At 52.0% G+C, this 22,558-nt stretch carries 17 protein-coding genes and 1 pseudogene; 5 read left to right on the plus strand and 13 right to left on the minus strand.

The window, feature by feature from the left end; genetic code table 11:
* Nucleotides 1–249: 249 nt before the first annotated feature.
* The 4 genes and pseudogenes from LQZ21_RS12860 to LQZ21_RS12875 form a co-directional block, all read left to right on the plus strand.
* Nucleotides 250–729, plus strand: a pseudogene (locus LQZ21_RS12860) (YidC/Oxa1 family membrane protein insertase); the annotation flags it as partial.
* A gap of 531 nt (nt 730–1,260) precedes the next feature.
* A complete protein-coding gene (locus LQZ21_RS12865) occupies nt 1,261–2,823 on the plus strand; it encodes a hypothetical protein (protein ID WP_411044938.1) in 1,563 nt (520 codons plus the stop codon).
* Nucleotides 2,820–4,064, plus strand: a complete 1,245-nt coding sequence (locus tag LQZ21_RS12870) for a CDP-glycerol glycerophosphotransferase family protein (RefSeq protein ID WP_411044922.1) — start codon at nt 2,820–2,822, stop codon at nt 4,062–4,064. Before LQZ21_RS12865 ends, LQZ21_RS12870 begins: the two co-directional genes overlap by 4 nt.
* Entirely contained in the window at nt 4,057–6,723 is a 2,667-nt protein-coding gene (locus LQZ21_RS12875) for a YidC/Oxa1 family membrane protein insertase (protein ID WP_411044923.1), read from the plus strand. The genes LQZ21_RS12870 and LQZ21_RS12875 overlap by 8 nt, the downstream gene beginning before the upstream one ends.
* Before the next feature lie 9 nt (nt 6,724–6,732).
* Here the strand turns inward: LQZ21_RS12875 and LQZ21_RS12880 are convergent, their stop codons facing one another.
* The 13 genes from LQZ21_RS12880 to metK form a co-directional block, all read right to left on the minus strand.
* A complete protein-coding gene (locus tag LQZ21_RS12880; RefSeq protein ID WP_411044924.1) occupies nt 6,733–6,957 on the minus strand; it encodes a hypothetical protein in 225 nt (74 codons plus the stop codon).
* A gap of 290 nt (nt 6,958–7,247) precedes the next feature.
* Nucleotides 7,248–9,065 (minus strand): L-fucose isomerase, encoded by a 1,818-nt coding sequence (locus LQZ21_RS12885; protein WP_411044925.1) that lies wholly within the window; start codon nt 9,063–9,065, stop codon nt 7,248–7,250.
* Nucleotides 9,066–9,291: 226 nt separating this feature from the next.
* Nucleotides 9,292–10,353 (minus strand): LacI family DNA-binding transcriptional regulator, encoded by a 1,062-nt coding sequence (locus tag LQZ21_RS12890; protein ID WP_411044926.1) that lies wholly within the window; start codon nt 10,351–10,353, stop codon nt 9,292–9,294.
* Nucleotides 10,354–10,383: 30 nt separating this feature from the next.
* A complete protein-coding gene (gene fucU, locus LQZ21_RS12895) occupies nt 10,384–10,815 on the minus strand; it encodes an L-fucose mutarotase (protein ID WP_411044927.1) in 432 nt (143 codons plus the stop codon).
* Nucleotides 10,816–11,211: 396 nt separating this feature from the next.
* On the minus strand, nt 11,212–12,513 hold the full coding sequence (locus LQZ21_RS12900) for a nitrogenase component 1 (protein WP_411044928.1): 1,302 nt from the start codon (nt 12,511–12,513) through the stop codon (nt 11,212–11,214).
* A gap of 1 nt (nt 12,514) precedes the next feature.
* Nucleotides 12,515–13,918, minus strand: a complete 1,404-nt coding sequence (locus tag LQZ21_RS12905) for a nitrogenase component 1 (RefSeq protein WP_411044929.1) — start codon at nt 13,916–13,918, stop codon at nt 12,515–12,517.
* Entirely contained in the window at nt 13,918–14,787 is an 870-nt protein-coding gene (locus LQZ21_RS12910) for a nucleotide-binding protein (protein ID WP_411044930.1), read from the minus strand. Before LQZ21_RS12910 ends, LQZ21_RS12905 begins: the two co-directional genes overlap by 1 nt.
* A 1-nt stretch (nt 14,788) precedes the next feature.
* Nucleotides 14,789–15,649 (minus strand): ABC transporter permease, encoded by an 861-nt coding sequence (locus LQZ21_RS12915; protein ID WP_411044931.1) that lies wholly within the window; start codon nt 15,647–15,649, stop codon nt 14,789–14,791.
* Between the two features lie 10 nt (nt 15,650–15,659).
* Nucleotides 15,660–16,508 (minus strand): ABC transporter ATP-binding protein, encoded by an 849-nt coding sequence (locus LQZ21_RS12920; protein WP_411044932.1) that lies wholly within the window; start codon nt 16,506–16,508, stop codon nt 15,660–15,662.
* 11 nt (nt 16,509–16,519) lie between these two features.
* A complete protein-coding gene (locus tag LQZ21_RS12925) occupies nt 16,520–17,548 on the minus strand; it encodes an ABC transporter substrate-binding protein (RefSeq protein WP_411044933.1) in 1,029 nt (342 codons plus the stop codon).
* Between the two features lie 89 nt (nt 17,549–17,637).
* A complete protein-coding gene (locus tag LQZ21_RS12930; protein WP_411044934.1) occupies nt 17,638–18,663 on the minus strand; it encodes an ABC transporter substrate-binding protein in 1,026 nt (341 codons plus the stop codon).
* A gap of 51 nt (nt 18,664–18,714) precedes the next feature.
* The gene (locus LQZ21_RS12935) at nt 18,715–19,935 is read right to left on the minus strand and encodes a radical SAM protein (RefSeq protein ID WP_411044935.1); all 1,221 of its coding nucleotides are present in this window, start codon (nt 19,933–19,935) and stop codon (nt 18,715–18,717) included.
* A gap of 43 nt (nt 19,936–19,978) precedes the next feature.
* Nucleotides 19,979–21,169: a methionine adenosyltransferase gene (gene metK / locus LQZ21_RS12940; protein WP_411044936.1), complete on the minus strand. Its 1,191-nt coding sequence runs from the start codon at nt 21,167–21,169 to the stop codon at nt 19,979–19,981.
* 675 nt (nt 21,170–21,844) lie between these two features.
* On the opposite strand from metK, the gene LQZ21_RS12945 reads away from it, so the two are divergent.
* Nucleotides 21,845–22,537 (plus strand): ABC transporter ATP-binding protein, encoded by a 693-nt coding sequence (locus tag LQZ21_RS12945; RefSeq protein ID WP_411044937.1) that lies wholly within the window; start codon nt 21,845–21,847, stop codon nt 22,535–22,537.
* The last annotated feature ends 21 nt before the right edge of the window (nt 22,538–22,558 follow it).

Consider the following 22,558-nt stretch of genomic DNA (forward strand, 5'->3'; position numbering starts at 1 on the left):
GAAAGCTACCTTAGATTTATATGAAAAAGCGGGCTTTAGACCGCTTTTTCTGAAGCTTTTCCCAAAACTAACCGAGTTTTGGGAAAAGCTCCATATCAACATCTTTAATCCGGCAAATGGGGGAAAGGTGAAAAAATGAATTTTCTCTATACCCTCATTATTTTTCCTTTGGTCCAAATTATAGAATTGTGCTATCTCTTTGTTTACCGGGTTGCCCATAATACAGGTCTTGCGCTTTTGGGGGTCAGTATGGCGGTCAGTACCCTTACCCTGCCCCTCTATTTTCGCGCGGAAGCATGGCAGAAAACCGAACGGGAGATCCAGAAGCGCCTCGCCCCAAAGATCGCCAGGATAAAAGCGGTATTTAAAGGCGATGAACAATATATGCTGCTCGCAACCTACTACCGGCAGAATCATTACCATCCGGTGTACGCCCTGCGGAACACCTTCAGCCTGCTGATTCAAATCCCCTTTTTTATCGCCGCCTATTCCTATCTTTCCCATCTGGAAGTATTACAGGGGGCCTCTTTTCTTTTTATCCGCGACTTGGGCGCCCCCGACGCCCTTATTCCCATGGGCGGAGGGGTAAACCTTCTGCCGATACTGATGACCCTCATAAATTGCGTCTCCGGCGCACTATACTCCCGGGGTCTTGCCGCAAGAGACAAGATCCAGATATACGGCACGGCCGTAATTTTTTTACTGCTGCTCTATAATTCACCCGCGGGGCTGGTACTGTATTGGACCTTGAATAATGTTTTTTCTCTGGTAAAAAACATACTGGTCAAAACAAAACACGCCAAAAAATGGGTCTACGGGATTATTTTCAGCGGAGCGGCTTTTCTTGACATATATATACTTTTTTTCCATGACGGTTATATTGTCAAGCGGCTCGTGGTCTGTATTGCATCTTCAATGCTGTTTTTTCTTCCGCTTTTTGCAAGGCTTTCCGCATATGCCGCTCATAAAATTCACACCCGCTTTTCATTATATAAAACGGCATGGTACCGTGATTATACGTTTATTCTTTCCGCGCTTACCCTGTTTTTGCTTGCGGGTATTGTCATCCCCTCCCTGCTCATCACCTCTTCGGTTCCCGAGTTTTCGTTTATTGAAGGGGAGGCTTCACCGTTTGTGTATCTATACCATACCCTTGTTCAATCCGCCGGCATATTTTTGTTTTTGCCCTGCGGTATTTACTTTCTTTTTCGGAAAACCCTCAAGGGGGTTATGAATTTTTGCGCGTCCCTCTTATGCGCCATGGCATTAATCAATGTTTTCATATTTCCCGGCAATTACGGCTTTCTTACAAATACCATGATCCTGTCAAACCCCGGTTCATACAGAACCAATTTCAGCCTGATTATTACCAATAGTATTGTTCTTATTCTAATTATTATTCCGATATTCCTTCTTTTAATAACGCGGCGCAGGTTAATATACTTTACGATTCAGGTGATTCTGTGCATGAGCTGTCTCGGCTTAGGGATTTTGGGCAGCGTGAAAATTTACCATGAATTTTCAATGCTTGAAAAACAAAACACAAAACAAATTTTAAGGCCGGTTTATAAGCTTTCAAAAACAAAACAGAATATTGTCGTGATTATGCTTGACGGGGCAATAAGCGCTTTTGTTCCCCATATTTTTACCGAAAAACAAAGCCCTGCCGCATTTTGGAGCGGTTTTACCTGGTATCCTAACTGCGTTTCCTTTGGTCCCTTTACCCTTTACGGCGTACCGGCGCTTACGGGCGGATATGAGTATACTGTTCTGGAAATGCAGGAAAATTCCAAGGCTCTTGCGGAAAAGCACAATGAGGCCCTGCTCTTATTGCCGCGTATTTTGCAAGAAAAAGGTTTTATTACAACCATGACCGATCCGTCATGGGCAAACTACGCATTTACCCCGGATTTAAGCATATTTGAAAAGTATCCATACATACACGCGGAAAATATATCCGCCGCATATACCAACTATTGGCTTAATGAGCATCCTGACATAGGGATAATTTCCGTCTCAAATATATTAAAAACAAGATTGGAACGTTTTTCTTTTTTTAAGATGGCGCCGCCGGTTTTACGGACTTTTATCTATGACAGAGGGGACTGGCTCTTTGTACATGACCGTGATATTCAGGAAAGCAGAAATATACTCACGGTAAACGCCCTCGGTAAATACGCGGCATTGGATTATCTGCCTGAAATTACAAGGTTTGACGCAGAAAGCGGCACCTATACCATCATTTTTAACGAACTTACCCATGACCCTCTTTTTCTACAGGCGCCGCTTTACATTCCCGCAAATACTGTAACAGACTCAGGAGAAGGACCCTACGCCGATAATCCGTACTACCATGTTAATATGGCGGCATTTCTTTTGTTGGAAAAATGGTTTGCTTTTTTAAAAGAAAATAACGCCTATGACAACACCCGTATAATTATCACCGCAGATCACGGCAGGGATCTTGCCCTTGCCGAAAACAATAACATACTATTGCCCAATGGGGATCATGTAACGCAATACAACGCCCTTTTAATGACAAAAGATTTTAACAGCCAGGGCCCGCTTAAAACCGATTCCCGGTTTATGACACAGGCCGATGTGCCGATACTGGCATTAGAGGGAGTGGTGAACAATGCCCTTAATCCGTTCACGGGCAATATGGTCAAGGCCGATAAAAACGACGGCGTAACTATTACGACTTCAAGCAAATTTTATCCGACCAATCACAGTAAATACCGCTTTAATATAGACAGGCACCAGTGGCTGCATGTCCATACCAACATCTTTGATCCCGCAAACTGGGAGAAGGTAGAGAAATGATACTATACCCCCTGTATATTGATCCCGGTACGGGAAGCATGCTCTTTTCAATTTTGATTGGAGCGGCGGCAACCCTGTATTTTCTTGCCCGGGCGGTGATCATAAAGGCAAAGGTCGTGTTCTCAGGCGGACGGGCCGCGGTTAACCCGGGCTTATCCCACCCCTATGTTATTTATTCCGAGGGACGGCAGTATTGGAATGTCTTTAAACCCATCCTTGACGAATTTGAAAAACGGGAGATAAACCTCCTGTATCTTAGCTCCCATGAAGACGATCCTGTTTTTTCCCAGGAATATTATTTTATAAAAAGTGAATTTATCGGGGAAGGGAACAGGGCCTTCGCCAGGCTCAATTTGCTGTCCGCCGAGGTAGTTCTTATGACTACTCCCGGCCTTGACGTATACCAACTCAAGCGGTCAAAAAATGTCCGGCACTACGCCCATATACTCCACGCCCCCAGCGACGCCACCATGTACCGTATGTTCGGCATAGATTATTTCGATTCGATTTTGTTGACCGGAGACTATCAGGCAAAGGATATCCGGGCCCTGGAAAAACTGCGGGGCCTGCCGGAAAAACAGCTTGTCACGGTGGGATGTACCTATCTTGACGTATACGCCGAAACAATAAAGCAGATTCCCCATGAGGAGTATCATCCCTTTACCGTGCTGGTCTCTCCTTCATGGGGCCCCTCGGCCTTGTTGAGTAAATACGGCGGCAAATTACTGGATCCCCTGGTTAAAACCGGCTGGCGCATCATCATACGGCCCCATCCGCAGTCAAAAAAATCCGAAGCCCCTATGCTTGAATCCCTTGCGGAAAAATACAAAGGGGCGGCCAATGTGCAATGGGATTATGAACGGGAAAATATTTATTCCCTCGCCAAGGCCGATATGATGATTTCCGATTTTTCAGGCATTATTTTTGATTATATCTTTCTTTTTGATAAACCGGTTATGTATGTAAAGCAGGGACTGGACCTGCGGCCTTACGATGCCGACGATCTGGGGGATGCTGCCGGTGATGCATTGTGGCAGTTTAAAATTTTGCGTGAAATCGGCATTGAGCTTAAAGAAGAGATGTTTACTTCCATCGGGGAAGTGATAAAAAACGCTTCCGACAGCGGGGAATTGAAAAAAGCCCGGGGAGCGGCAAAAAGTACGGCGTGGCAATTTCAGGGAGAAGCGGGAAAGCGTGCCGCCGATTTTATGATAGGCCTTACCGGAAAAAGCAATGGTTGATATTCTTTATACGGTTATTATATATCCTCTGAAAACGATATTTGAAGTGGTCTTTGTTTTTGCCCGGCTGACCTTTAAGGATACCGGGATCTCCGTTATTTTTATCAGTATCGCAATCAGCCTTCTCTGTCTGCCCTTATACAATGTGGCCGAATCTTGGCAGCGATTGGAACGGGAGACCCAAAAACGCATGAAGACTAAAATTGACAAGATCCGGGCGGTCTTTAAAGGTGACGAACAATACCTCATCTTATCGGCTTATTACCGGCAAAACCACTACCATCCGGTTTACACCATGCGCAGTACCTTTGGTTTATTGATACAAATTCCCTTTTTTATAGCCGCATATTCCTTTCTTTCCCATAATGAAGCCCTTAAGGGAACTTCCTTTTTATTTATTTCCGATTTAAGTCTGCCTGACCGGTTGATTTCTTTGGGCGGTGTTCAATTCAATAGCTTCCCCGTTATAATGGCCCTGATAAACTGCGCCGCGGCTTTAATTTATACCAAGGGATTCCCCCTAAAAGAAAAGTTACCGCTTTACGGCACGGCCTTGATTTTTTTGTTGTTATTGTACAATTCACCCTCGGGCCTCCTGATGTACTGGATAGGAAACAACTGTTTTTCCCTTATAAAGCATCTTTACGATAAAATACATACCGATTTTAAAAAAATCGTCCTCCGTTCTCTTATATCGCTTTTATGTTTCGCCATGATCTATTACGTCCTGGCGGTCCACCGGGGAAATCCCCGGGTAAGGCATATTTTTGCCGTCATGCTGCTGCTCCTTAGCATTATGCTTTGGATTATTCCTGTTTTAAAAAGGAACATGCAAAAAGCAGCCGGTCCCGATTATCCGGTAAACCGGTTGTTTCTTTTTTTCATCCTTTCCTGCGCGGTATTATGTATGATAACCGGCCTGTTTCTTCCGTCCATGCTGGTAGCGTCCTCTCCGCAGGAATTCTCGTATATCGATAATCATACCCCGTTGTTTTTTGTTTTTAATACCTTTGCCCAGGCATTTGGGTTCTTTATATTTTGGCCCTTGTGTTTCTTTTTCCTCTTTTCGACAAAAAAAACTTTGGCCATGACCGGATTACTGTTTTGTGTTACCGCTTTATGTAATGTATTTCTCTTCCCCGGAAATTACGGAATCTTAAGCATAGATATGGTTTTTGAGAACGGCGTCAACCCCTCGGTGTACGAAATACTCGTCAATATCGCCATCCTCTGTATCCCGATAGGGATCATGGCCTTTCTCTTTTTAAAAGGATTCTATAAAATAATTTTCCCGGCGGCCGCTCTTTCCGGCATCGTGTTCCTCGTCCTGTCGATTAGGAACATCGCCTTTATACAAACCGAATTTCAGAAAACAAGCGAATTTCACCTTGACAAAAAAACCGAAGTCTCTGTGGAACCGGTCTTTCATTTCTCGAAAACCGGAAAAAATACCGTTGTCTTAATGCTTGACCGGGCAACCAGTTCCTTTGTTCCGTTTATTCTTGAGGAACTTCCGGAATTAAAGGACCGTTATGCCGGTTTTGTCTATTATCCGAATACCCTTTCCTTTAACGGTTATACCCGCCTGGGGGCGCCGCCAATTTTTGGGGGATACGAATATATTCCCACCGAGTTTAACAAGCGGGATACGGTTCCTGTGGTCAAAAAGCATAATGAGGCGCTCCTGCTCATGCCCCTCATTTTTTCCCGGGCAGGATACCAGGTTACCGTAACGGATCCCCCCTATCCGAATTACAGCTATAAAGAAGATTTACGGTTATATGATCCCTATCCTGAAATAAAAGCCCGTATTACCGACGCGGAATATACCGCCATATGGCTTAAAGAACATACTATGGTTTTGCCATCCCAGGGTGATGTCCTTAAGCGCAATATTTTATGGTACGGTATCCTAAAAATAGTACCCCTTTTTATGCGGGAAGGCATCTACCAACAGGGGGGCTGGTTTGCGTCCCTTTCAGGATATAAATTAACCAATACCCTGAACGGTTATTCGGTTCTTGATTTTTTGCCACGGCTTACGGATACCCGGGCCGAAAAAGAAAATACGGCGCTTATTATGGTGAATAACACCACCCATAACCCTTCCCTTATGCAGGCCCCCGACTACCGGCCGGCGATAAATGTAACCAATTACGGGAAAAGCCCCTATGCAAAGGAATCAGAATATCACGGAAACGCCGCCGCGCTCCTGCGCCTTGCCGACTGGTTTTCTTTCCTGAAGCAGGAAAATATATATGACAATACCCGCATAATTATCGTTGCCGATCACGGGGCCCAGAAAAATTATGTTTCACCCATGAGTCCGGGATTTTCCGTCAACATCGACAATTTTAATCCCCTTTTGCTGGTCAAGGATTTTTATGCTTCCGGCAGCATACGAACCGATCATACCTTTATGACAAACGCCGACGTTCCTTTTCTTGCGTTTCAGGGACAGATTGAAAACCCGGTAAATCCTTTTACGGGCAGGGAAATTTCAGTGGAACTTAAAAATTATCCCCTCTATGTTGCCTGTTCCGGCGGAATACATCTGGAAAACCCGGAGGCAACGCGCATTACCCTGGAACCGGACAAGGATTACTATGTTCACGATACTATTTTTGATCCCGCCAACTGGGAAAAGGCGGAAAAATGACTGCTCCCCTTACTTTCCCGGTTTGGATCCGATGAGGGTAAAACTGAGGCTGCACTGATACCGCTCGGCGCTTTCCGGGTTGGTGGCCTTTTCGGAGGCATAATAACCGACCGAACCGGTGGAAAAGTCCTTGGCCTGGGCGTAAACGGTGGACCAGACTTTACCTTCACTGTCTTTTATCACAATTTCAAGGAATCGTGGGGCCTTGGCGTCTCTTTTGGCAGGTTCCGGCATAACAAGCCTCCTTATCAATATTGGACCGGCGGACCTCCGGCGGACGGTCTCAGCGGTTCCTTCTATTATTTATTATAGCACAAAGCGGTAAAAACAAAAACCCCTAGTATCACAGGAGGCGCATAGGAATTTTTAACCCCGAACCCTCACAAACTTTTCATTTGACCACCGGCATCTCCCTTTTGCCCCTGTTCTTTGGGGTGGTTCGAGGTTAATTTTCTTCAAATGCGGTATTATCCTGCCGACAAGGTATGGGGAAGACCCGTCTTCCCCATACTTGCCTGTTTTGTTTACTTATACAGGGGTCCCAAGGCGGAGCAGGCCCGGTAGTCCGCCCCTTCCTTGTCCATACCGAAGGCGTTCCAGTAACTGGGCCGGTAGATCCGGTCAGGGGACACGTTGTGCATACAAACCGGGATCCGGAGGATGCTGGCCAGGGTGATAAGGTCCGCGCCGTTGTGACCGTAGGAGATCGCGCCGTGGTTGGCGCCCCAGTGGGCCATCACCGAATACACGTCCTTAAAGGGCCCTTCTTCCCCGGTGATCCGGGGGGCGAACCAGGTGGTGGGCCAGGTCGGGTCCGTGCGGAGGTCGAGCTTGTCGTGGACATGGTCCGGGATGGTGACGGTAACCCCCTCGGCGATCTGGAGTACCGGGCCCACCCCCTTTATCAGGTTGAGCCGGCACATGGTAACGGGCATATCCCCGTCGGTGATGAAGTCCGAGGAATAGCCCCCTCCCCGGAAATAGCCCAGGCTGGCATAACGCCACTGGACCGCGTCCAGGCAGGCCCCGGCCTCGTCGGGGGAGATCTCCCAGAAGGGCTTCATGGCGGGCTTACCGTCCTTCCGCTGTCTGCCGGTACCGTCCAGGGTGGTGGCCCCGGAGTTGATCAGGTGGATGAGGCCGTTGGCCGCGCCCCCTTCGGGTTTCCAGCCGCTGACCCGCTCAATCGCAGCGGGGCTCCAGTAGGTCCGCACATCGGAGAAGATCTGGGCGGTCCCGGTGAGGAGGTGGCCGAAGAGCATGGAAACCCCGTTGAGGCAGTCGTTTTCGGTGGCCACAATATAGGGGGAACGGATACCGTTCCAGTCAAAAGACGAATTGAGGATCACCTCCATAAAATCCCCGTTGGGGAAGTGATCGTTCCAATGCCGCTGTCCCTGGAAACCCGCCGCAATGGCGTTATGTCCCAGGGATTCCTCGATCAAGCCCTTCCGCCGCAGGTCCGGATTCCCCACCATCAGGTCCCGTACTATCAGGGCCATTTTTACGCAGGTCTTCCAGACCTCGTCCTTACGCTTGCGGCCGTGCTGCTCCTTGGGGGGGTTGTTATCGGGGCCTTCCTTACAGTTGGCCCGGGTCCAGGCCAGGGCCCGTTTGTACTCCGCGTCGGAATAGATCCGCTCCTCAAAGCGGCGCACCAGCTCCGACATATCCACATATTCGTTCCGCATCCCCAGGTATTCCTGAAAAAAGTCCGCGTTGGTGATGGAACCGGCGATCCCCATGGATACGGATCCGACGGAGAGATAACTTTTGCCCCGCATCCAGGCGGCGGCCAGGGCGGCCTTGGCAAAGCGGAGGAGCTTGTCCTTTACGTCTTCGGGAATGGTGCCGGTATCGGAAAGGTCCTGTACATCCCTGCCGTAGATACCGAAGGCGGGGAGCCCCTTCTGGCTGTGGGCCGCCAGAACCGCGGCGAGGTAGACCGCGCCGGGCCGGTCGGTTCCGTTAAACCCCCAGACCGCCTTGATGGTTTGGGGGTCCATGTCCATGGTCTCCGAGCCGTAACACCAGCAGGGGGTTACCGTGAGGGTAACCGCCACGTTCTCCCGGGAGAATTTGTCCTGGCACGCGGCGGCTTCCGCCACCCCCCCGATGGTAGAATCGGCGATGACACATTCGATGGGAAGGCCGTTGGGGTGTCTCAGGTTTTCAGTGATGAGTTTCGCCGCGGCCCGGGCCATGCCCATGGTCACTTCCTCAAGAGACTCCCGAACCCCCCGGCGCCTGCCGTCAATGACCGGCCGGATTCCGATTTTCGGTACGGCCCCCCGGAAACGGTTTACCGGGGCGTTTACCTTGAGATTTGATACGTCAGCCATAATTTCCTCCAAAAAATTTTTATTCGAGGCTGTTTCAAAATCCGCTGGCCCGCCGGGACCACGGTTCTGAAAGACAAACAATGCCTGTCAAGCAGCCTTAGATTTATGCGGGAAAGCGGACCACCTTACTTTTAGGCTTCCGCTTTTCACCAGGCCGGTCCCAATTTTAGACCGGCCCCTTCTTCCAACATCAACGACGGGAACGGAACTGCCCCGGAAACCTTTTTTAAAACCAGGGTTTTAAAAAAGGCTCAGGCCGATGACGGATAATCTTCACCGGGAGACGGATAATCTGCCCCCCGGCGCTTTCTTCCACGGCTTCCGGCCCGGCTGAATTTTTTTTCAACGCGATCCGTTCCAGGAGCCGCTGAACCGCCTGTTTTCCCATGCCCGCGGCATCTTGGGCGGCGGTATACCGGCACGCCGGCAGGAAGGGGGTATAGGCGGTTTCGTCAAATCCGGCGATAACCATGGCCTCCGTTCCCCGGGATCTTTGGTTTTGTTCCAAAAGACGCCGTTCCATGCCCAGATGGACCAAAAGATTCACCGCCACCAGGGCTTCGGGACGGCGGCGGGATTGCAGGATGGCATCCATCCCCCGATAGCCGTCTTCCATTCCCATGCCCCCCAGACGGATCCAATCCGGTTCGGGCCGTATCCCCCCCTCCGCCAGGGCGCGCCCGAATCCGGAAAGCCGCTCCCGGGCGGTGGAAATGGTGATGTCCCCCCCCACAAAGGCGATCCGCCGGTACCCATCGGAAAGGAGCGCCCGGGTAAGCTCAAAAGCCCCGGTCTCATTATCCGAAAGTACCGCGTCCAAGTCGACCCCTTCTACCAGCCGATCCACCAGTACCACGGGAACCCCCCGGCCGGTCAGGGCCTTGAGGTGGGTCCCCCGGGGGCCCGCGGGAATCACCACCATACCGTCCACCATACGGTCCGCCAAAACGGAAAGCCGCTTTCGTTCCTCCTCGTCGGAATTGGCGGAAGAGGCGATGAGCAGGGTGTAGCCGTGGGCATCCAATTCGCCTTCCATACCCTCCGCCAAGTCCATAAAAAAATCATTGGCCAACTCGGGGGCCACAATCGCGATGGTCCTGGTGGACCGGGTCTTAAGACTTCGGGCGGCATGGTTGGTACGATACCCCAGGGTTTCCACCGCGGAAAATACCAAGCGGCGGGTGCCTTCGGCTACCCGGCCCGCTTTATCCGGCGCAAGGGTTCGGGAGACCGTGGCAATGGAAACCCCCGCCGCGGCGGCGACATCCCGTATGGTCTGCCGTTTCATATACCCTCCGATGTAATCGTTTACATTCCCTTAAACCGGAATAACCCCTTTCTTCAGAATGATATTCCCGTATTTTACGGTTTCTCCGGTCATCACCACCCCATAGGCCTTTTTGGTACGTTCGTAAAAGGCAAAGCGCTCAATCAGCTCCGGGGCGGGGGTTCCGGGCCACAGACCCTCTATCACCGCCCGGTAGGAGGCCTCCACCGAAGGATCCGCCGTATCCCCGGGCATGACCTGCATCATCATTACCGGGTGGGGAACCGCGTAATCCAGGTTTATCAGCTTGAGGATCCCCTCAAGCAGGGCGGGGATCCGGATACCGTCGGCCCGGATCACCCGGGAATTACAGGTATCCCCAGGGAAAAAGGCATCGGCCAACACCAGCTCATCCCCATGCCCCATACGAAAAAGGGCATCCAACAGCTCCGGACTGATCACCGGTGATACTCCAATAAGCATATACCACTCCTTTACCTTAAGGCCGCCGCTCCAAGGGCAGGATCCTTCAGGACCATCGCATCTTGAAACAGCCCCTCATTACTATCCCTATTTGTCTATGATCAGGCCATCTTCGGAATTTGTCAAGAAAAAAATGTAAACGATTACCATGTTTTTGTTGAATTTGGAGGAAATTTAACCACGATGTTATGATAAAAACATACGGTTGTCTGGTATAGTGTAGGAGTTCGGAAGAACAACTACCGGTTGTTGAGGATCTGGGGCAGAAACTGACCCCGTAACCACGATTAACAGCCGGTAGCCGCATGTACCTCTTGGGGGCTGGTCTTTAAGCTGAGCAACACCCCGAATAGACATATCCTCTCCTTCTGTTGTACTATACGCTTATTTTTATGTCTATCGGATGGGGTACGGTCCTGGGTCCGCGGGAACGAAGAGTTCCCACAGTTCTTCAAGTACCGTGAGGGCCCCCGTATAGCCCAGGTTGCTGCGGTTTAACATCATCCTGCCCGCAGGGGAAGAAACCCTTAAGAGGGGAATACCGAGACGCCGGGCAAGAGCCTTCTCCGGCGCCCCCGCCAGGATGAGCTGGGGCCGCGTATCCACAATGATCTCCGCAATTTCCCCGCGATCTTTTGAACAGTAGACCTTTTCCGTAAGACCCTCGAGCTCCGCCGCCGGACGGGGGTTCTCTTCCCCCGCCGGAGCATCCGTTATGATGGCGGCCTTGAGAGAAAAACCCAAAACGCCGCCGAGAAATTTGCCGTACCGGAGTATGGCGCCTTCGTCCCCAGCAATCCCATAGTTCCGGGGGAAATGGGCATAATAATAGTCCCTGATTTGTCTCAGGGCATAAACAAAACGGCTCTTCTCTGCTTGCAGAAAGGGTTCAAGTTCCCTTTCCTCCCCCAGCAGGGCCGCCGCTTTTCTCAAGGCGCTTCCGGTTTCCTGCTCCCCAAGAAAAGCCCCGTTCAGTTCCAGAGAGGGGACCCCGTACCGGTCCTCCAGCAGTTTTGCCGCCCTGATTCCCCACCTTGAAACAACGATGGTAAGATCCGCCCGGTAGGCTCTCTTCCAGCTTTCCAGCCCCTGACCCGATCCAAAGAAGGTATTGACCCTTACGCCTAGGCGGTGGAAGATACGCCCCAGTTCCGCCAGGTTCCCCTGCCAGTAGGGGTCCTGTCCAGGGACAAGCCCCAGGATGTTGACGCTCCGCTCCCCACCTTTCGCGGGAATAGCGGCTACGCCGGGAAGCTGGGCAAAAATGGCCTCCGTTACCCCCGCATAGCCGCTGTAGGCATCTCCCTTAAAGCCCGCCCCTTCGTAACAGATGACAGGCGCCCCCTGTCCGGCCAGCTCGGCGGTCATGGCGGCGGCATCGTCCCCCACCATTTCGGATTCACAGCCCGGAAGGACAACGTACAGGTCCCCGGAGAAAACTTTGACGGCGTTTTTCATCTGCTCCCGCAAGCGGGAAGCGCCGCCGAAGATGATCTGTTTTTCCCAGACATTGGAAGAAGGGACCTCAAAGCCCTCAAGAAAGGCGCCCAGAGAGCCGCCCGCCCTGAGGGCATGGTAATGCTGGATAACGCAACCCGCGGTGGAATGAACGATGGGGACTACCCCTTCGATCCTGGTGAGGGTGTCCAGGGCGCCCTGAAAGTTGCAGCCCGGCCCGGGTCCTTTGATACCTCGCATATTACTTTACTTCCTGCTTTATATGCCAGTTGGGATTTTTTTTTAACCATCCCTCTTTATAGGGAGATTTCAGATTTTCATGGAGATAATCCGTGAAGGTCCGGGCTTCGGCCCTTCCCAGCGCTGCCGCCAGTTCTTCCGCGCCCTCGTAACCGTACAGGGCAAGCTGCCGGACCGAAAGAGGAATGACACCGAATTCCGCGGCCCAGGCGGGATCTTGGGCGATATAAAAATCCGGGGGGGTCTTGCTAAAGAGGCTGGCCAGTTCATAGACCTGCCCGTCCCCTACATGGATAAGGAGTTCCGCCGGAAGCCGCCCCAGGCTTTCCATGTTGGTTTCATCCACGAAGTCCAGGGAGAGTCCGGTGATTTCGGCCCCCAGGGATTCGAGAAAAAGGGCGGTCTCCGCCGCCTCCCCGGCGGGGAGGTCAACGAAGATCCGCCTGCCCTCAAGGGGCTTTCCGCCGGGGGGGAGTTTCCGCTGTTCTGCTTCAATGACCCTGAGAACCTCCTCTTCCCTGCCCCCTGTTTTTCCCAAGGCCAGAAGCCATTCGGAGACCGCGTCTGCCCCGATGGGGGTTCCCGTCCTCAGGGAGATCACCCCGCTCGTTTCTTCCACCCCCCGCAGGAATACATCGGCCCGGGAATCATTTACCGCGATGGAGGCCCTCGCCTTCCCTGCCCGCAGAATCCCTGCGGCGGAACCGAAACGGGGGATGAGGTTGACCACGAAACCTGCGGCCTCCGCAAGCCGGACCAGGGCGTTTACCCCCCGGCGGTTTTCGGAAACCGTGATGAGGTTGATGAAATCAGCACCGGAAGGTTCCGGATCCGGAACTTTCCGCGCCGGCCCGGCGGCGAGGTAACGGCCTATGCCCTGGAGGGCCATATCAATGCCGTTCACCGCCGTCTTTGATTTGAAGCCGTCGGTCATGACGGGAATGATCCTGGCGTCAAGCTCCCCCTCCAGTTCCAAAACCACCGAATTGACATCGTCATTATTGATGGCTACCACCGGGGTTCCCAGGATAAAAATTATTCGGGGATGATGTTCCTCCCAGGCCCGTGTCAGGACGGCCCGCAATTTTTCTCCCCCCCCTAAAATGGTATCCTGTTCATTCAGGCCGGTGGAATACCAGGCGTCTCCTCCCCGGTAAAAACCGGGGGCTGCCGCAGAACAGCCCGCCGCTCCGTGAATGACGGTTACGGTCTCCGAAATGGAGGAGAGGAGTTCCAGGGCCGCAAGAATATCGTCGTCCCTGGCCTGGGAAAGGGTACGGATCCGCTGCCGCTGTTCCGGTGAGGCAGCCTCCCTTTGAAAGTCTCCGATGGTTCCCATATAGGCGGAAAGGGTGGAGACCCGTTTCTCCCGGGAGAGGATGGTCCGTCCGGTAAAGAGGGACATCAGGGGGCTCTTTCGGCGGGATTTTCCCCGTCTTCCAGTCTGTATATCTTGTCGCCCCATTCCCGCGCCCAGTCCCGCAGTTCTACTATCCCCAGGGGGTTCGGTACGGTCAGATTGGAATTTTCAGCGATAAATTTTGCGAGTTCCCGGTAAAGGGCTGCCAGGTCCGAATCGGGTTTGGCCTCGATTACCGTCTTCCCGTAGAGTTCGCTCTGGGAAATTATCAGGGATCGGGGAACATACCCCGCCACCTGGGTTCCCGTCTTTTCCGCAAAGTCGTCGATGATGGATTTGGAGTAGCCCGCGGAAAGGCCATTCCCGATGATTCCCCCCAGCCGGGCACCGCCGGTGGGGGCGTACTTGCTGATGGCCTTGAAGAGATTGTTGGCCGCATAGATGGCCATGAAATCCGATGAGCTTACCACGAAGGCCCGGTCGGTAATGCCGTCCCGTATGGGTACCGCAAATCCACCGCATACCACATCCCCCAGCACATCGTAGAGAACAAAGTCGGGCTTGAATTCCTCGAAGAGGCGGAGTTCCTGGAGCAGGCTGACCGCGGCGTTGATGCCCCGGCCGGCGCAGCCCACTCCCGGTACGGGGCCGCCTGCTTCAATGCAAAGGACGTTCCGGTAGCCCTGAACCGATATATCTTCCAGATGAACCTTTGTCCCTTCCCGGAGGCTGTCCAGCACCGTGGGGAGATAGTTGTTCCCCCTCAGGGTATTGGTAGAATCACTCTTTGGGTCGCAACCGATCTGGATAACCCGATATCCCGCCTCCGCCAGAGCCGCGCTGATATTGGAGGTTGTGGTGGATTTTCCTATGCCGCCCTTCCCGTATATGGCGATGTGTTTTGGGGTTTCCATTCTACTCTCCGGTTTTGGCGTGATCAAATTCTTTGACGTCATGAATACCATACCGTTTCAGTATGCTCTTACCCAAAAGCCGGATACCCTGATCGGTAAGGTAGCCGATAAGTCCCAGAACGATGACCCCGGTGAGGATCCAATCCACCCGGAAATAAAGCCGGGAGGTGAAGATGAGATACCCCAAACCTTCTTTGGCGGCGATCATTTCCGCCGCCACAATAGAAGTGTAGGCCCCGCCCATGCCCAGGCGGACGCCGGTAAAGATGAAGGGTACGCAGGAGGGGAGGATCACATGAAAGAGTATCTGTATCTCGCTGGTTCCCAGGGTCCGGGCAGCCAGGATGCGGTTCTCATCGATACTAAGTACGCCGCTGGCGGTATTGATAATCACCGTAAAACAGGTGGCGTACATGATGAGGATGGTTTTTGATTTTTCCCCCACCCCGAACCACATGATGAAAAGGGTGAGAAAGGCTATAGCCGGGATAAAGCGGAAGTAATCGATAACCGGTTCCACAAGCTGCCTGATGATCCGGTTACGGCCGATGAGGATGCCCAGAGGTACGGCCACAAGGCAGCCGAGAATCCAGCCCTTGAAAACCCGCCACAGGCTTATGGCCGCAAACTGGATCAGGGTTCCGTCAAGAATGATCTCTTTGGCTCCCACGATGGTTTCAAGGGGATTGGGCCAAAAGGTTGATGAATAAAAGAGGGAGATGATCCCCCAGACGGCAAACAGGATAAGCCAGGTCAAAACGCCTGAACTGATGAGGAAGCGCCCTCCCCTACCCAAGGCCTGGAGGATTTTATCTTTCACGGCGACGGCGCTTCCCTCGTGAACAAATACGGTGTTACTCATAATCGATCCTTTAAATACCCCCACCGAAATCAAAGTGCCCCTGAATCCGGCTGAAAATTTTCTGGAACTGCGGATCCGATTCGCGCCGGGGATAGGACAAATTAACGTTATAGGTTTTGTAAATTTTTGCGTCCGGGGAGCGGGACATGATGTGGACTTTCTGCCCCAGAAGTATGGATTCCTGTATATCGTGGGTCACAAAGACAATGGTGTTTTGGGTCTCCCGCCAGGTCCTCACGAGCTCGCCCTGCATAATCCGCCGGGTCTGGGCGTCCAGGGCGCCGAAGGGCTCATCCATGACAAGGATATCCGAATCGTTGGCCAGAAGCCGAGCAATCTGGGTCCGTTGTTTCATGCCCCCCGAAAGCTCATGGGGAAATTTGTTTTCATGACCGTTGAGGCCCACAAGACCGATATAGCGGGAAGCGGCTTCACGGCGATCCTTCTTCTTTATTCCCCTCATGCGGAGGCCGAATTCCACATTCTCCCGCACCGTAAGCCAGGGGAAGATCGCCGAATCGGCATTCTGGAAAACCATGCCCCGGTCCCTGCCGGGCCTTTCGATCTTCTTTCCGTAAACGGTTACTTCCCCACCGGTATTTTTAAGATACCCTACGATGACATTGAGAAGGGTGGACTTGCCGCAGCCGGAGGGTCCCAGGAGGATGTGAAATTCCCCCTTCTCTATTTCAAGGTTCACCCCGGAAAGTACATCGATCCGGCTGACTTTTTTTTCACTCTCATAACTCAGGGACATATTCCTGATACTGATGAGAGCTCCGCTATACACAGCCTGTACACCTGCTACTACCTCGTCCCGCACCGCGGTCCTGAGACCTACAATTGCCGCTTCCGACATAAAAGTTCCTCCTATTGTACCGTTACCCGGTCAGGAAGAATATTACGCAAGGGTCCGGAATCCACAAAATCGTAAATATTATATTTGTTCCTGAAGAGGCCGTTTTCATAAGACCAATTCGCCACATCGGCAATCTGATCCACGTCTTCCTTTAAAAGCCTGAGCTGGTACCGATGATTCTCAATGGTCTTGAGGGCGGCGTCTACAGGTATCTTCAAATCCTCGTAGGCAATTCTGGCGGTTTCGTCAGGATGATCCTTAATGTACACCGTCGCCTCATCCAGAGATTTGAGAAAGCGTTCCACCCCGGCAGGGTTTTTGGCAATAATGTCGGCATCCAGGAGCAGGAAGCCCACAGAGAGATACCCCGAAAGGCTGTTGTCTCCCAAATTCCGTGAACCAGGAATTTCCTGGATATTTTTTTCAATGTCCGCGCCTACCCAGAAAGCGTCTATCTCATTGGCCTGGTAGGCAGCCAGGAGTTCAGCGTTGGAACCCAGGTAGATATGGATGACATCTTCTTTATTTATACCGTATTTATCAAACAGCCGGGCCCAGGTATATTCATTAGCAGTGGCCTTCTGTACGCCGATGCGTTTCCCCCTCAGATCCGCGGGGGAGTTTACTTCGCTATGCCGGGTATAGAGATGGCTGCCCGATGCAAGACCGGAAGAAATTGTTGCGATAATCCTGAGTTTATTGCTTTCGGAAAACCGGGAAGCAGCTGCAAAATCCATGGCTTCCGCGGAATCGGTTTCACCCAGAATCGCGGCATTGATGGTATCAATCCCGTAGGAGAAAGTCGAGACCTCGGCTTTAATGTTGTATTTGTCGAAAATACCGGTCTTTTGGGCCACCCGGAACTGATAAGAAAACGCGCCGCTGTCCCCGCCTATCCGCACCACAAACGGTGTTTCTGTCGCGCTTTCCTGTACCGCAGGGGCCGTGGATGCCGCAGCGTCCTTTTTTTCCGAGCAGCTCAAGAGAACAAAAACCGAAAAAGACAGCATTATCCCGAATAAAAAAATTCTTGATTTCATAAAAAACACCTTCTTTTTTGGGGCCGGCGGTTCTTCCGCCGGCCGGTTTTAAGCGGTAATATCCAAGGCCGCTTTCGACACAGGTCTTCCTACTGTACCGTTACCCGGTCAGGCAAGACATTGCGCAGAGGAACGGGATCGATATAGTCCTTGATGTTGTACTTGTTTCTGAAAAGACCGTTGGCATACGACCACTCGGCCACGCTGGTAATCTGATCCAGATCCTCCTGAGTAAGTCTGAGTTCGTAATTCTGGGCCTCAATGCTTTTGAGGGCCGCGTCAACGGGGAGTTTAAGATCCTCATAGGCGATGCGGGCGGTTTCTTCAGGCTTTTCCTTGATGAATGTTGTCGCCTCATCCAGGGCCTTGAGAAACCGCTCAACCCCCGCCGGATTTCTAGCGATGAGATCGGCATCCAAAAGGAGGAAACCCCGCTGAAGATAACCGGCAAGACTAACATTGCCTATGTCCCTGGAAGAGGGAATTTCATTGACCGCCTTTTCCAGATCCGCTCCTACCCAGAAAGCGTCTATCTCGTTGGACTGATAGGCAGCCAGAAGTTCCGCATTGGAACCCAGATATATATGGTTCACTTCCTCTTTTTTCAGGTTGTACTTTTCAAAAAGCCGCGCCCAGAGGAACTCGTTGGCGGTAGCCTTCTGTACACCGATGCGCTTTCCCTTGAGATCCGACGGGGTTTTGATGGCGTCGTTCCGGGTATACAGATGGCTGCCGTCAGGATTGGCGGTAGTAATGGTAGCCAGGATTCTCAGCTTGTTGCTTTCCGAAAACCGGGAAGCGGCGGCGAAATCCATGGCCTCGGCGGAATCGGTTTCCCCCAGGATTGCGGCGTTTATTGTGTCGATGCCGTACGAGAAGGTAAACAATTCCGCGTCAACATTATGCTTGTCGAAGATCCCTGTCTGTTCCGCCACCCGGAACTGGAAAGAGAAGGCATGACTATCCACGCCGACCCGCACCACAAAGGGTGTTTCCGCCACGTTTCCCTGCGTGGGAGCCGCGGATGCCGCGGCGTCCTTTTTTTCCGAGCAGCTCAAGAGAACAAAAACCGAAAGAGACAATACTATCCCGAACAAAAAAATTCTCGATTTCATAAAAAATACCTTCCTTATTTTGGAGCCGGCGGTTTCTCCGCCGGCGGATCTTTACGCGGTATACTTCAATTTTTCCGCTTCATTGACTTCTATCCCCTGTTCCAGCCGGTAGAGGTCAAAGGGTACCGCATCGGTTCCCGCATTGGCATCCCTGAGCTGGTCCCAGGTGATTCCGTGTTTCAGATACAAGGTTACGGTCTTTTCAAACACGTCCCAGTGCCAGTCCTCGGTGGGGGTCCGGTGTCCTTCCAAGGGAGAACCCACGTTGACGTTCCACTGACTGGGCTGGGCTATGACCCCGTGTTCAATCAGGTACTCCACCCCTTCCAGCAGCGATTCCTTGGGTTCAATGCCGGCTACCATAGTGGAACGGACCCGGAATTTCCCGAATACCTTCACTTCTTCGTCCAGGGCGTTGAGCCAGTTTTCCCGGCCTCCGCAGAACTGGGCCTTCCCGGGGCAGATCACGTCGAACATCCTTTCATTCCAGATCTCGATGTTGGTTGCCATGGTGCGGTACCCCGCCTCCTTGTACTTGGCAAAGACATCTAAATCCAGGGGCGCGCCGATAACCCCGGTACCGTTAAAATCCTGCAGTCCCGTATGTTCCTGAATGGCCTCGGCTACGTCGATATAGTACTCCACCTCCCGGCGTTCGGAGATAAAGCCGCCGCTGATGGTTACGTGATCAAAACCCTCGTCGTAACCTGCGGCAACGGTTTCCCCGACCTGCTGGGGGGTCTTCCATTTGATGCCCTGGGCCTCACCGTAGATGGACTTGGTAGCGTTGATATTACAGAAGAGACAGTCCAGCGCCTTCTCCTTGAGGGAACACTCATTACTGTATGAGACAAAGAGAGCTCCATGCCCGCTGTCGGTGGCCACCGTCCGCATGTCCGTCCCGTCGGAGGTCTTTTGCCGGTAATAGCCGGGCCGTTTGGCGAATTTGACCTTTTCTATCACCGTCCTGCCCTGGTCCCGGATATTGTACTGCCCGTCTTCGTACACCAGGGAAAGGGGACTCTGTTGGTTCCACCGGATCTGGGTCCGGTAATTTCCCAAGGGAGTAAGAAAACAGCCCGGGAACTCCACGGATTTGTGGGCGTGTTTATCCGGCGCGAAAAGTACGTTCACCTGTTCAATGAACCGGTTCCCCAGGTCCAGACTCCTGAAGATCGAAGGTTCAAAAGCAAGGCCCTCCACCAGGATGCGGTTTTTGAGATAAATCTCATCCCGTAGCTTTGCTTTCCCGATCTCTTTGTAAATACTCATGGTTTGCCTCCTTGTGTTTTGTTACCCATGATATAATCAATCTTTACCGATGAGAGGGACTCAAATACTCCCTCAATTCCTCCACCCTGTCCAGTTTTTCCCAGGGCACATCAATATCAGTCCTGCCGAAATGCCCGTAGGCCGCAGTCTGCCGGTAGATGGGGCGGCGTAAATTGAATTGCTTGATGATCGCATCGGGCCGGAGATCAAATTCCTTCCCTACGATTCCGGCGATCCTCTCGTCCGGCAGTTTGCCTGTACCGAAGGTATCGACACTAATGGATACGGGCCGGGCGACCCCAATGGCATAGGCAATCTCCAGTTCCAGCCGCCTTGCTAGCCCCGCAGCGGCGAGGTTCTTGGCGATCCACCGGGCCGCATAGGCGGCAGAACGGTCCACCTTGGTGGGGTCCTTGCCGGAAAAAGCGCCCCCGCCGTGACGACCCGCGCCGCCGTAGGTGTCCACCACAATCTTTCTGCCCGTCAGACCCGAATCCCCCTGGGGGCCGCCAATGTGGAAACGCCCCGTGGGGTTGATAAAATAGAGGGTATCGTCCCCAAGAAGTTCCGGGGGAAGACTCCCTTTAATCACCTTTTCTATCACGTCCTTTTTCAGGGTATCCTGGGAAACCCCGGTGTCATGCTGGGCTGAAAGCACCACCGTATGAATTCGTCTGACCCTGCCGTCATCGCCGTATTCCACCGTCACCTGGGATTTCCCGTCGGGCCTGAGATAGGGTAGAACCCTGGTCTTGCGCAGCTCCGCAAGGCGCCGGGTCAGGGTGTGGGCGTAGAAGATGGGGGCCGGCATATATTCCGGCGTCTCGTCGGAGGCGTAACCGAAGACCATCCCCTGATCCCCCGCTCCGGTCTCCTTTTCGCCGCTTCCTGCGACCTTGGACTCATAGGCGTTGTTCACCCCCTGGGCAATATCCCCGGACTGTTCGTCCAGGGCTACCAGAACCGCGCAGGTCTTTCCGTCGAAGCCACCGTTTATGTCGTGGTATCCGATTTCAACGATGGTATTCCGTACTATCGCGGGAATATCCACATAGGCCCCGGTGGATATTTCCCCGGCAACAAGCACTAACCCCGTCGTTACCAAGACCTCGCAGGCCACCCGGGATTCCGGGTCCTGCGCTATCAGGGCGTCCAGAATCGCATCGGATATCTGATCGCAGAGTTTATCTGGGTGTCCCTCGGTTACCGATTCGGAGGTAAAAAGTCGTGCCATTTTCCATGTTTCCTTTTATACTTATTATATCTAAGTAAATAATATCTTATAATTTACCTAGGTATAGTATATTATAGGAAAATAAAAAGTCCTGTCAAGAGATTATTCTAAAAAAGTTAAAAAAAAATTGAAAATACTAAAAATATACTTGCGGTATGATACAAGTATATAAAACCATATATATATGAACTATTATACACCACCGGGGAGTAGGCCGGAGGCCAAGTGGGGGGACCAGGCCAGGGGACCAGGCGGAGGGATCAGGCCGAGGCTGGGCGGAGGAGCAGGCAGGGGAACAGCATGAGACCGGAAAACCTCTTTTTTCCTGAAATTCTCTAAAATTGTGCACTTTGGGGGCTTACGTATCGTAAGAACCGTTTTACGCTTGACGGCGGGCTCTGCGATCAGGAACTGGCAAAAGAAACCTTCCCTTACAGAAGGATTTGCCTTTTTGGAACCTGCTGGGATCAGCTTACCGCGAACAATAAGCGGCTGCCCTTTCTGCCGGTTTCCGCACCCTACGGTGATGCGGCCGTCAGCAATACAAGCTATCTTGGTTACAACGGCGCACTTGTTTTTGCCCGAGACCTATACAGGGATATGACACAAAAGATACTCGGTTCAGGTATTGTCGCAAAACTTGAAGAAAGCGCCGGTCATTAGGAGAAAGAAATTATGGGTACTATTATACTAGAAAACGTATCGTTCACCTACGGCAGCCCGGGATCGGCGCAGGAAAGCGGTTTGGTACTCGAAAATATAAACCTGAAAATTGACGCCGGACAATTTGTTTGTGTTCTCGGTTCCTCGGGCTGCGGTAAAAGCACCCTTATCCGGCTGCTGGAAGGGCTCAATTTTCCGACAAGCGGCAGGGTAATGATTGACAATGAAGATGTAAAAGGACCTGGAAAAGACCGCTGTGTTGTTTTCCAGCATTATTCTCTTTTCTCATGGCTTAACGCAAAAGAAAATATTACCTTCGGCATTAAGCAGAACAAAAAAGATCTTTCCCGCAAAGAAATTGACGAAATTGCCTTTGAGTACCTTGAGAAGGTCGGGCTGCAGGATTTTTGTCACAAATATCCTTTTCAAATGTCGGGGGGGCAGCAACAGCGGGTCGCTATAGCCCGTGCCCTGGCGATGGATCCGGAAATTCTTCTTATGGACGAACCTTTCGGCGCGATAGACACAAAAAACAGGGCATTGCTCCAGGATATGCTGTTCCATATCTGCAAAAATGAACAGAAAAAAAGAACCGTTGTGTTTATTACCCATGATATTGACGAGGCGATTTTTGTGGCTCTTCACATCATAAGGTGGAAACAGCCATGTCCAAATTTCCTAGGTGGAATAGGATTGAAGTCATAAACCGGTCTTTGTTTCGGAAGC

Source organism: Treponema sp. TIM-1 (assembly GCF_046533115.1).
In the GTDB taxonomy this organism is placed as follows: domain Bacteria; phylum Spirochaetota; class Spirochaetia; order Treponematales; family Breznakiellaceae; genus JAIRMO01.

Excerpts from the sequence above, each read along its gene's own strand:
- LQZ21_RS12930 (WP_411044934.1), bottom strand. The coding sequence starts at position 18,663 with ATGAAATCGAGAATTTTTTTGTTCGGGATAGTATTGTCTCTTTCGGTT.
- LQZ21_RS12870 (WP_411044922.1), top strand. The coding sequence starts at position 2,820 with ATGATACTATACCCCCTGTATATTGATCCCGGTACGGGAAGCATGCTC.
- LQZ21_RS12910 (WP_411044930.1), bottom strand. The coding sequence starts at position 14,787 with ATGGAAACCCCAAAACACATCGCCATATACGGGAAGGGCGGCATAGGA.
- LQZ21_RS12875 (WP_411044923.1), top strand. The coding sequence starts at position 4,057 with ATGGTTGATATTCTTTATACGGTTATTATATATCCTCTGAAAACGATA.
- LQZ21_RS12900 (WP_411044928.1), bottom strand. The coding sequence starts at position 12,513 with ATGCGAGGTATCAAAGGACCCGGGCCGGGCTGCAACTTTCAGGGCGCC.
- LQZ21_RS12865 (WP_411044938.1), top strand. The coding sequence starts at position 1,261 with ATGGCATTAATCAATGTTTTCATATTTCCCGGCAATTACGGCTTTCTT.
- LQZ21_RS12885 (WP_411044925.1), bottom strand. The coding sequence starts at position 9,065 with ATGGCTGACGTATCAAATCTCAAGGTAAACGCCCCGGTAAACCGTTTC.
- LQZ21_RS12890 (WP_411044926.1), bottom strand. The coding sequence starts at position 10,353 with ATGAAACGGCAGACCATACGGGATGTCGCCGCCGCGGCGGGGGTTTCC.
- LQZ21_RS12905 (WP_411044929.1), bottom strand. The coding sequence starts at position 13,918 with ATGTCCCTCTTTACCGGACGGACCATCCTCTCCCGGGAGAAACGGGTC.
- LQZ21_RS12935 (WP_411044935.1), bottom strand. The coding sequence starts at position 19,935 with ATGAGTATTTACAAAGAGATCGGGAAAGCAAAGCTACGGGATGAGATT.
- LQZ21_RS12920 (WP_411044932.1), bottom strand. The coding sequence starts at position 16,508 with ATGTCGGAAGCGGCAATTGTAGGTCTCAGGACCGCGGTGCGGGACGAG.
- LQZ21_RS12880 (WP_411044924.1), bottom strand. The coding sequence starts at position 6,957 with ATGCCGGAACCTGCCAAAAGAGACGCCAAGGCCCCACGATTCCTTGAA.
- LQZ21_RS12925 (WP_411044933.1), bottom strand. The coding sequence starts at position 17,548 with ATGAAATCAAGAATTTTTTTATTCGGGATAATGCTGTCTTTTTCGGTT.
- fucU (WP_411044927.1), bottom strand. The coding sequence starts at position 10,815 with ATGCTTATTGGAGTATCACCGGTGATCAGTCCGGAGCTGTTGGATGCC.
- LQZ21_RS12915 (WP_411044931.1), bottom strand. The coding sequence starts at position 15,649 with ATGAGTAACACCGTATTTGTTCACGAGGGAAGCGCCGTCGCCGTGAAA.
- LQZ21_RS12945 (WP_411044937.1), top strand. The coding sequence starts at position 21,845 with ATGGGTACTATTATACTAGAAAACGTATCGTTCACCTACGGCAGCCCG.
- metK (WP_411044936.1), bottom strand. The coding sequence starts at position 21,169 with ATGGCACGACTTTTTACCTCCGAATCGGTAACCGAGGGACACCCAGAT.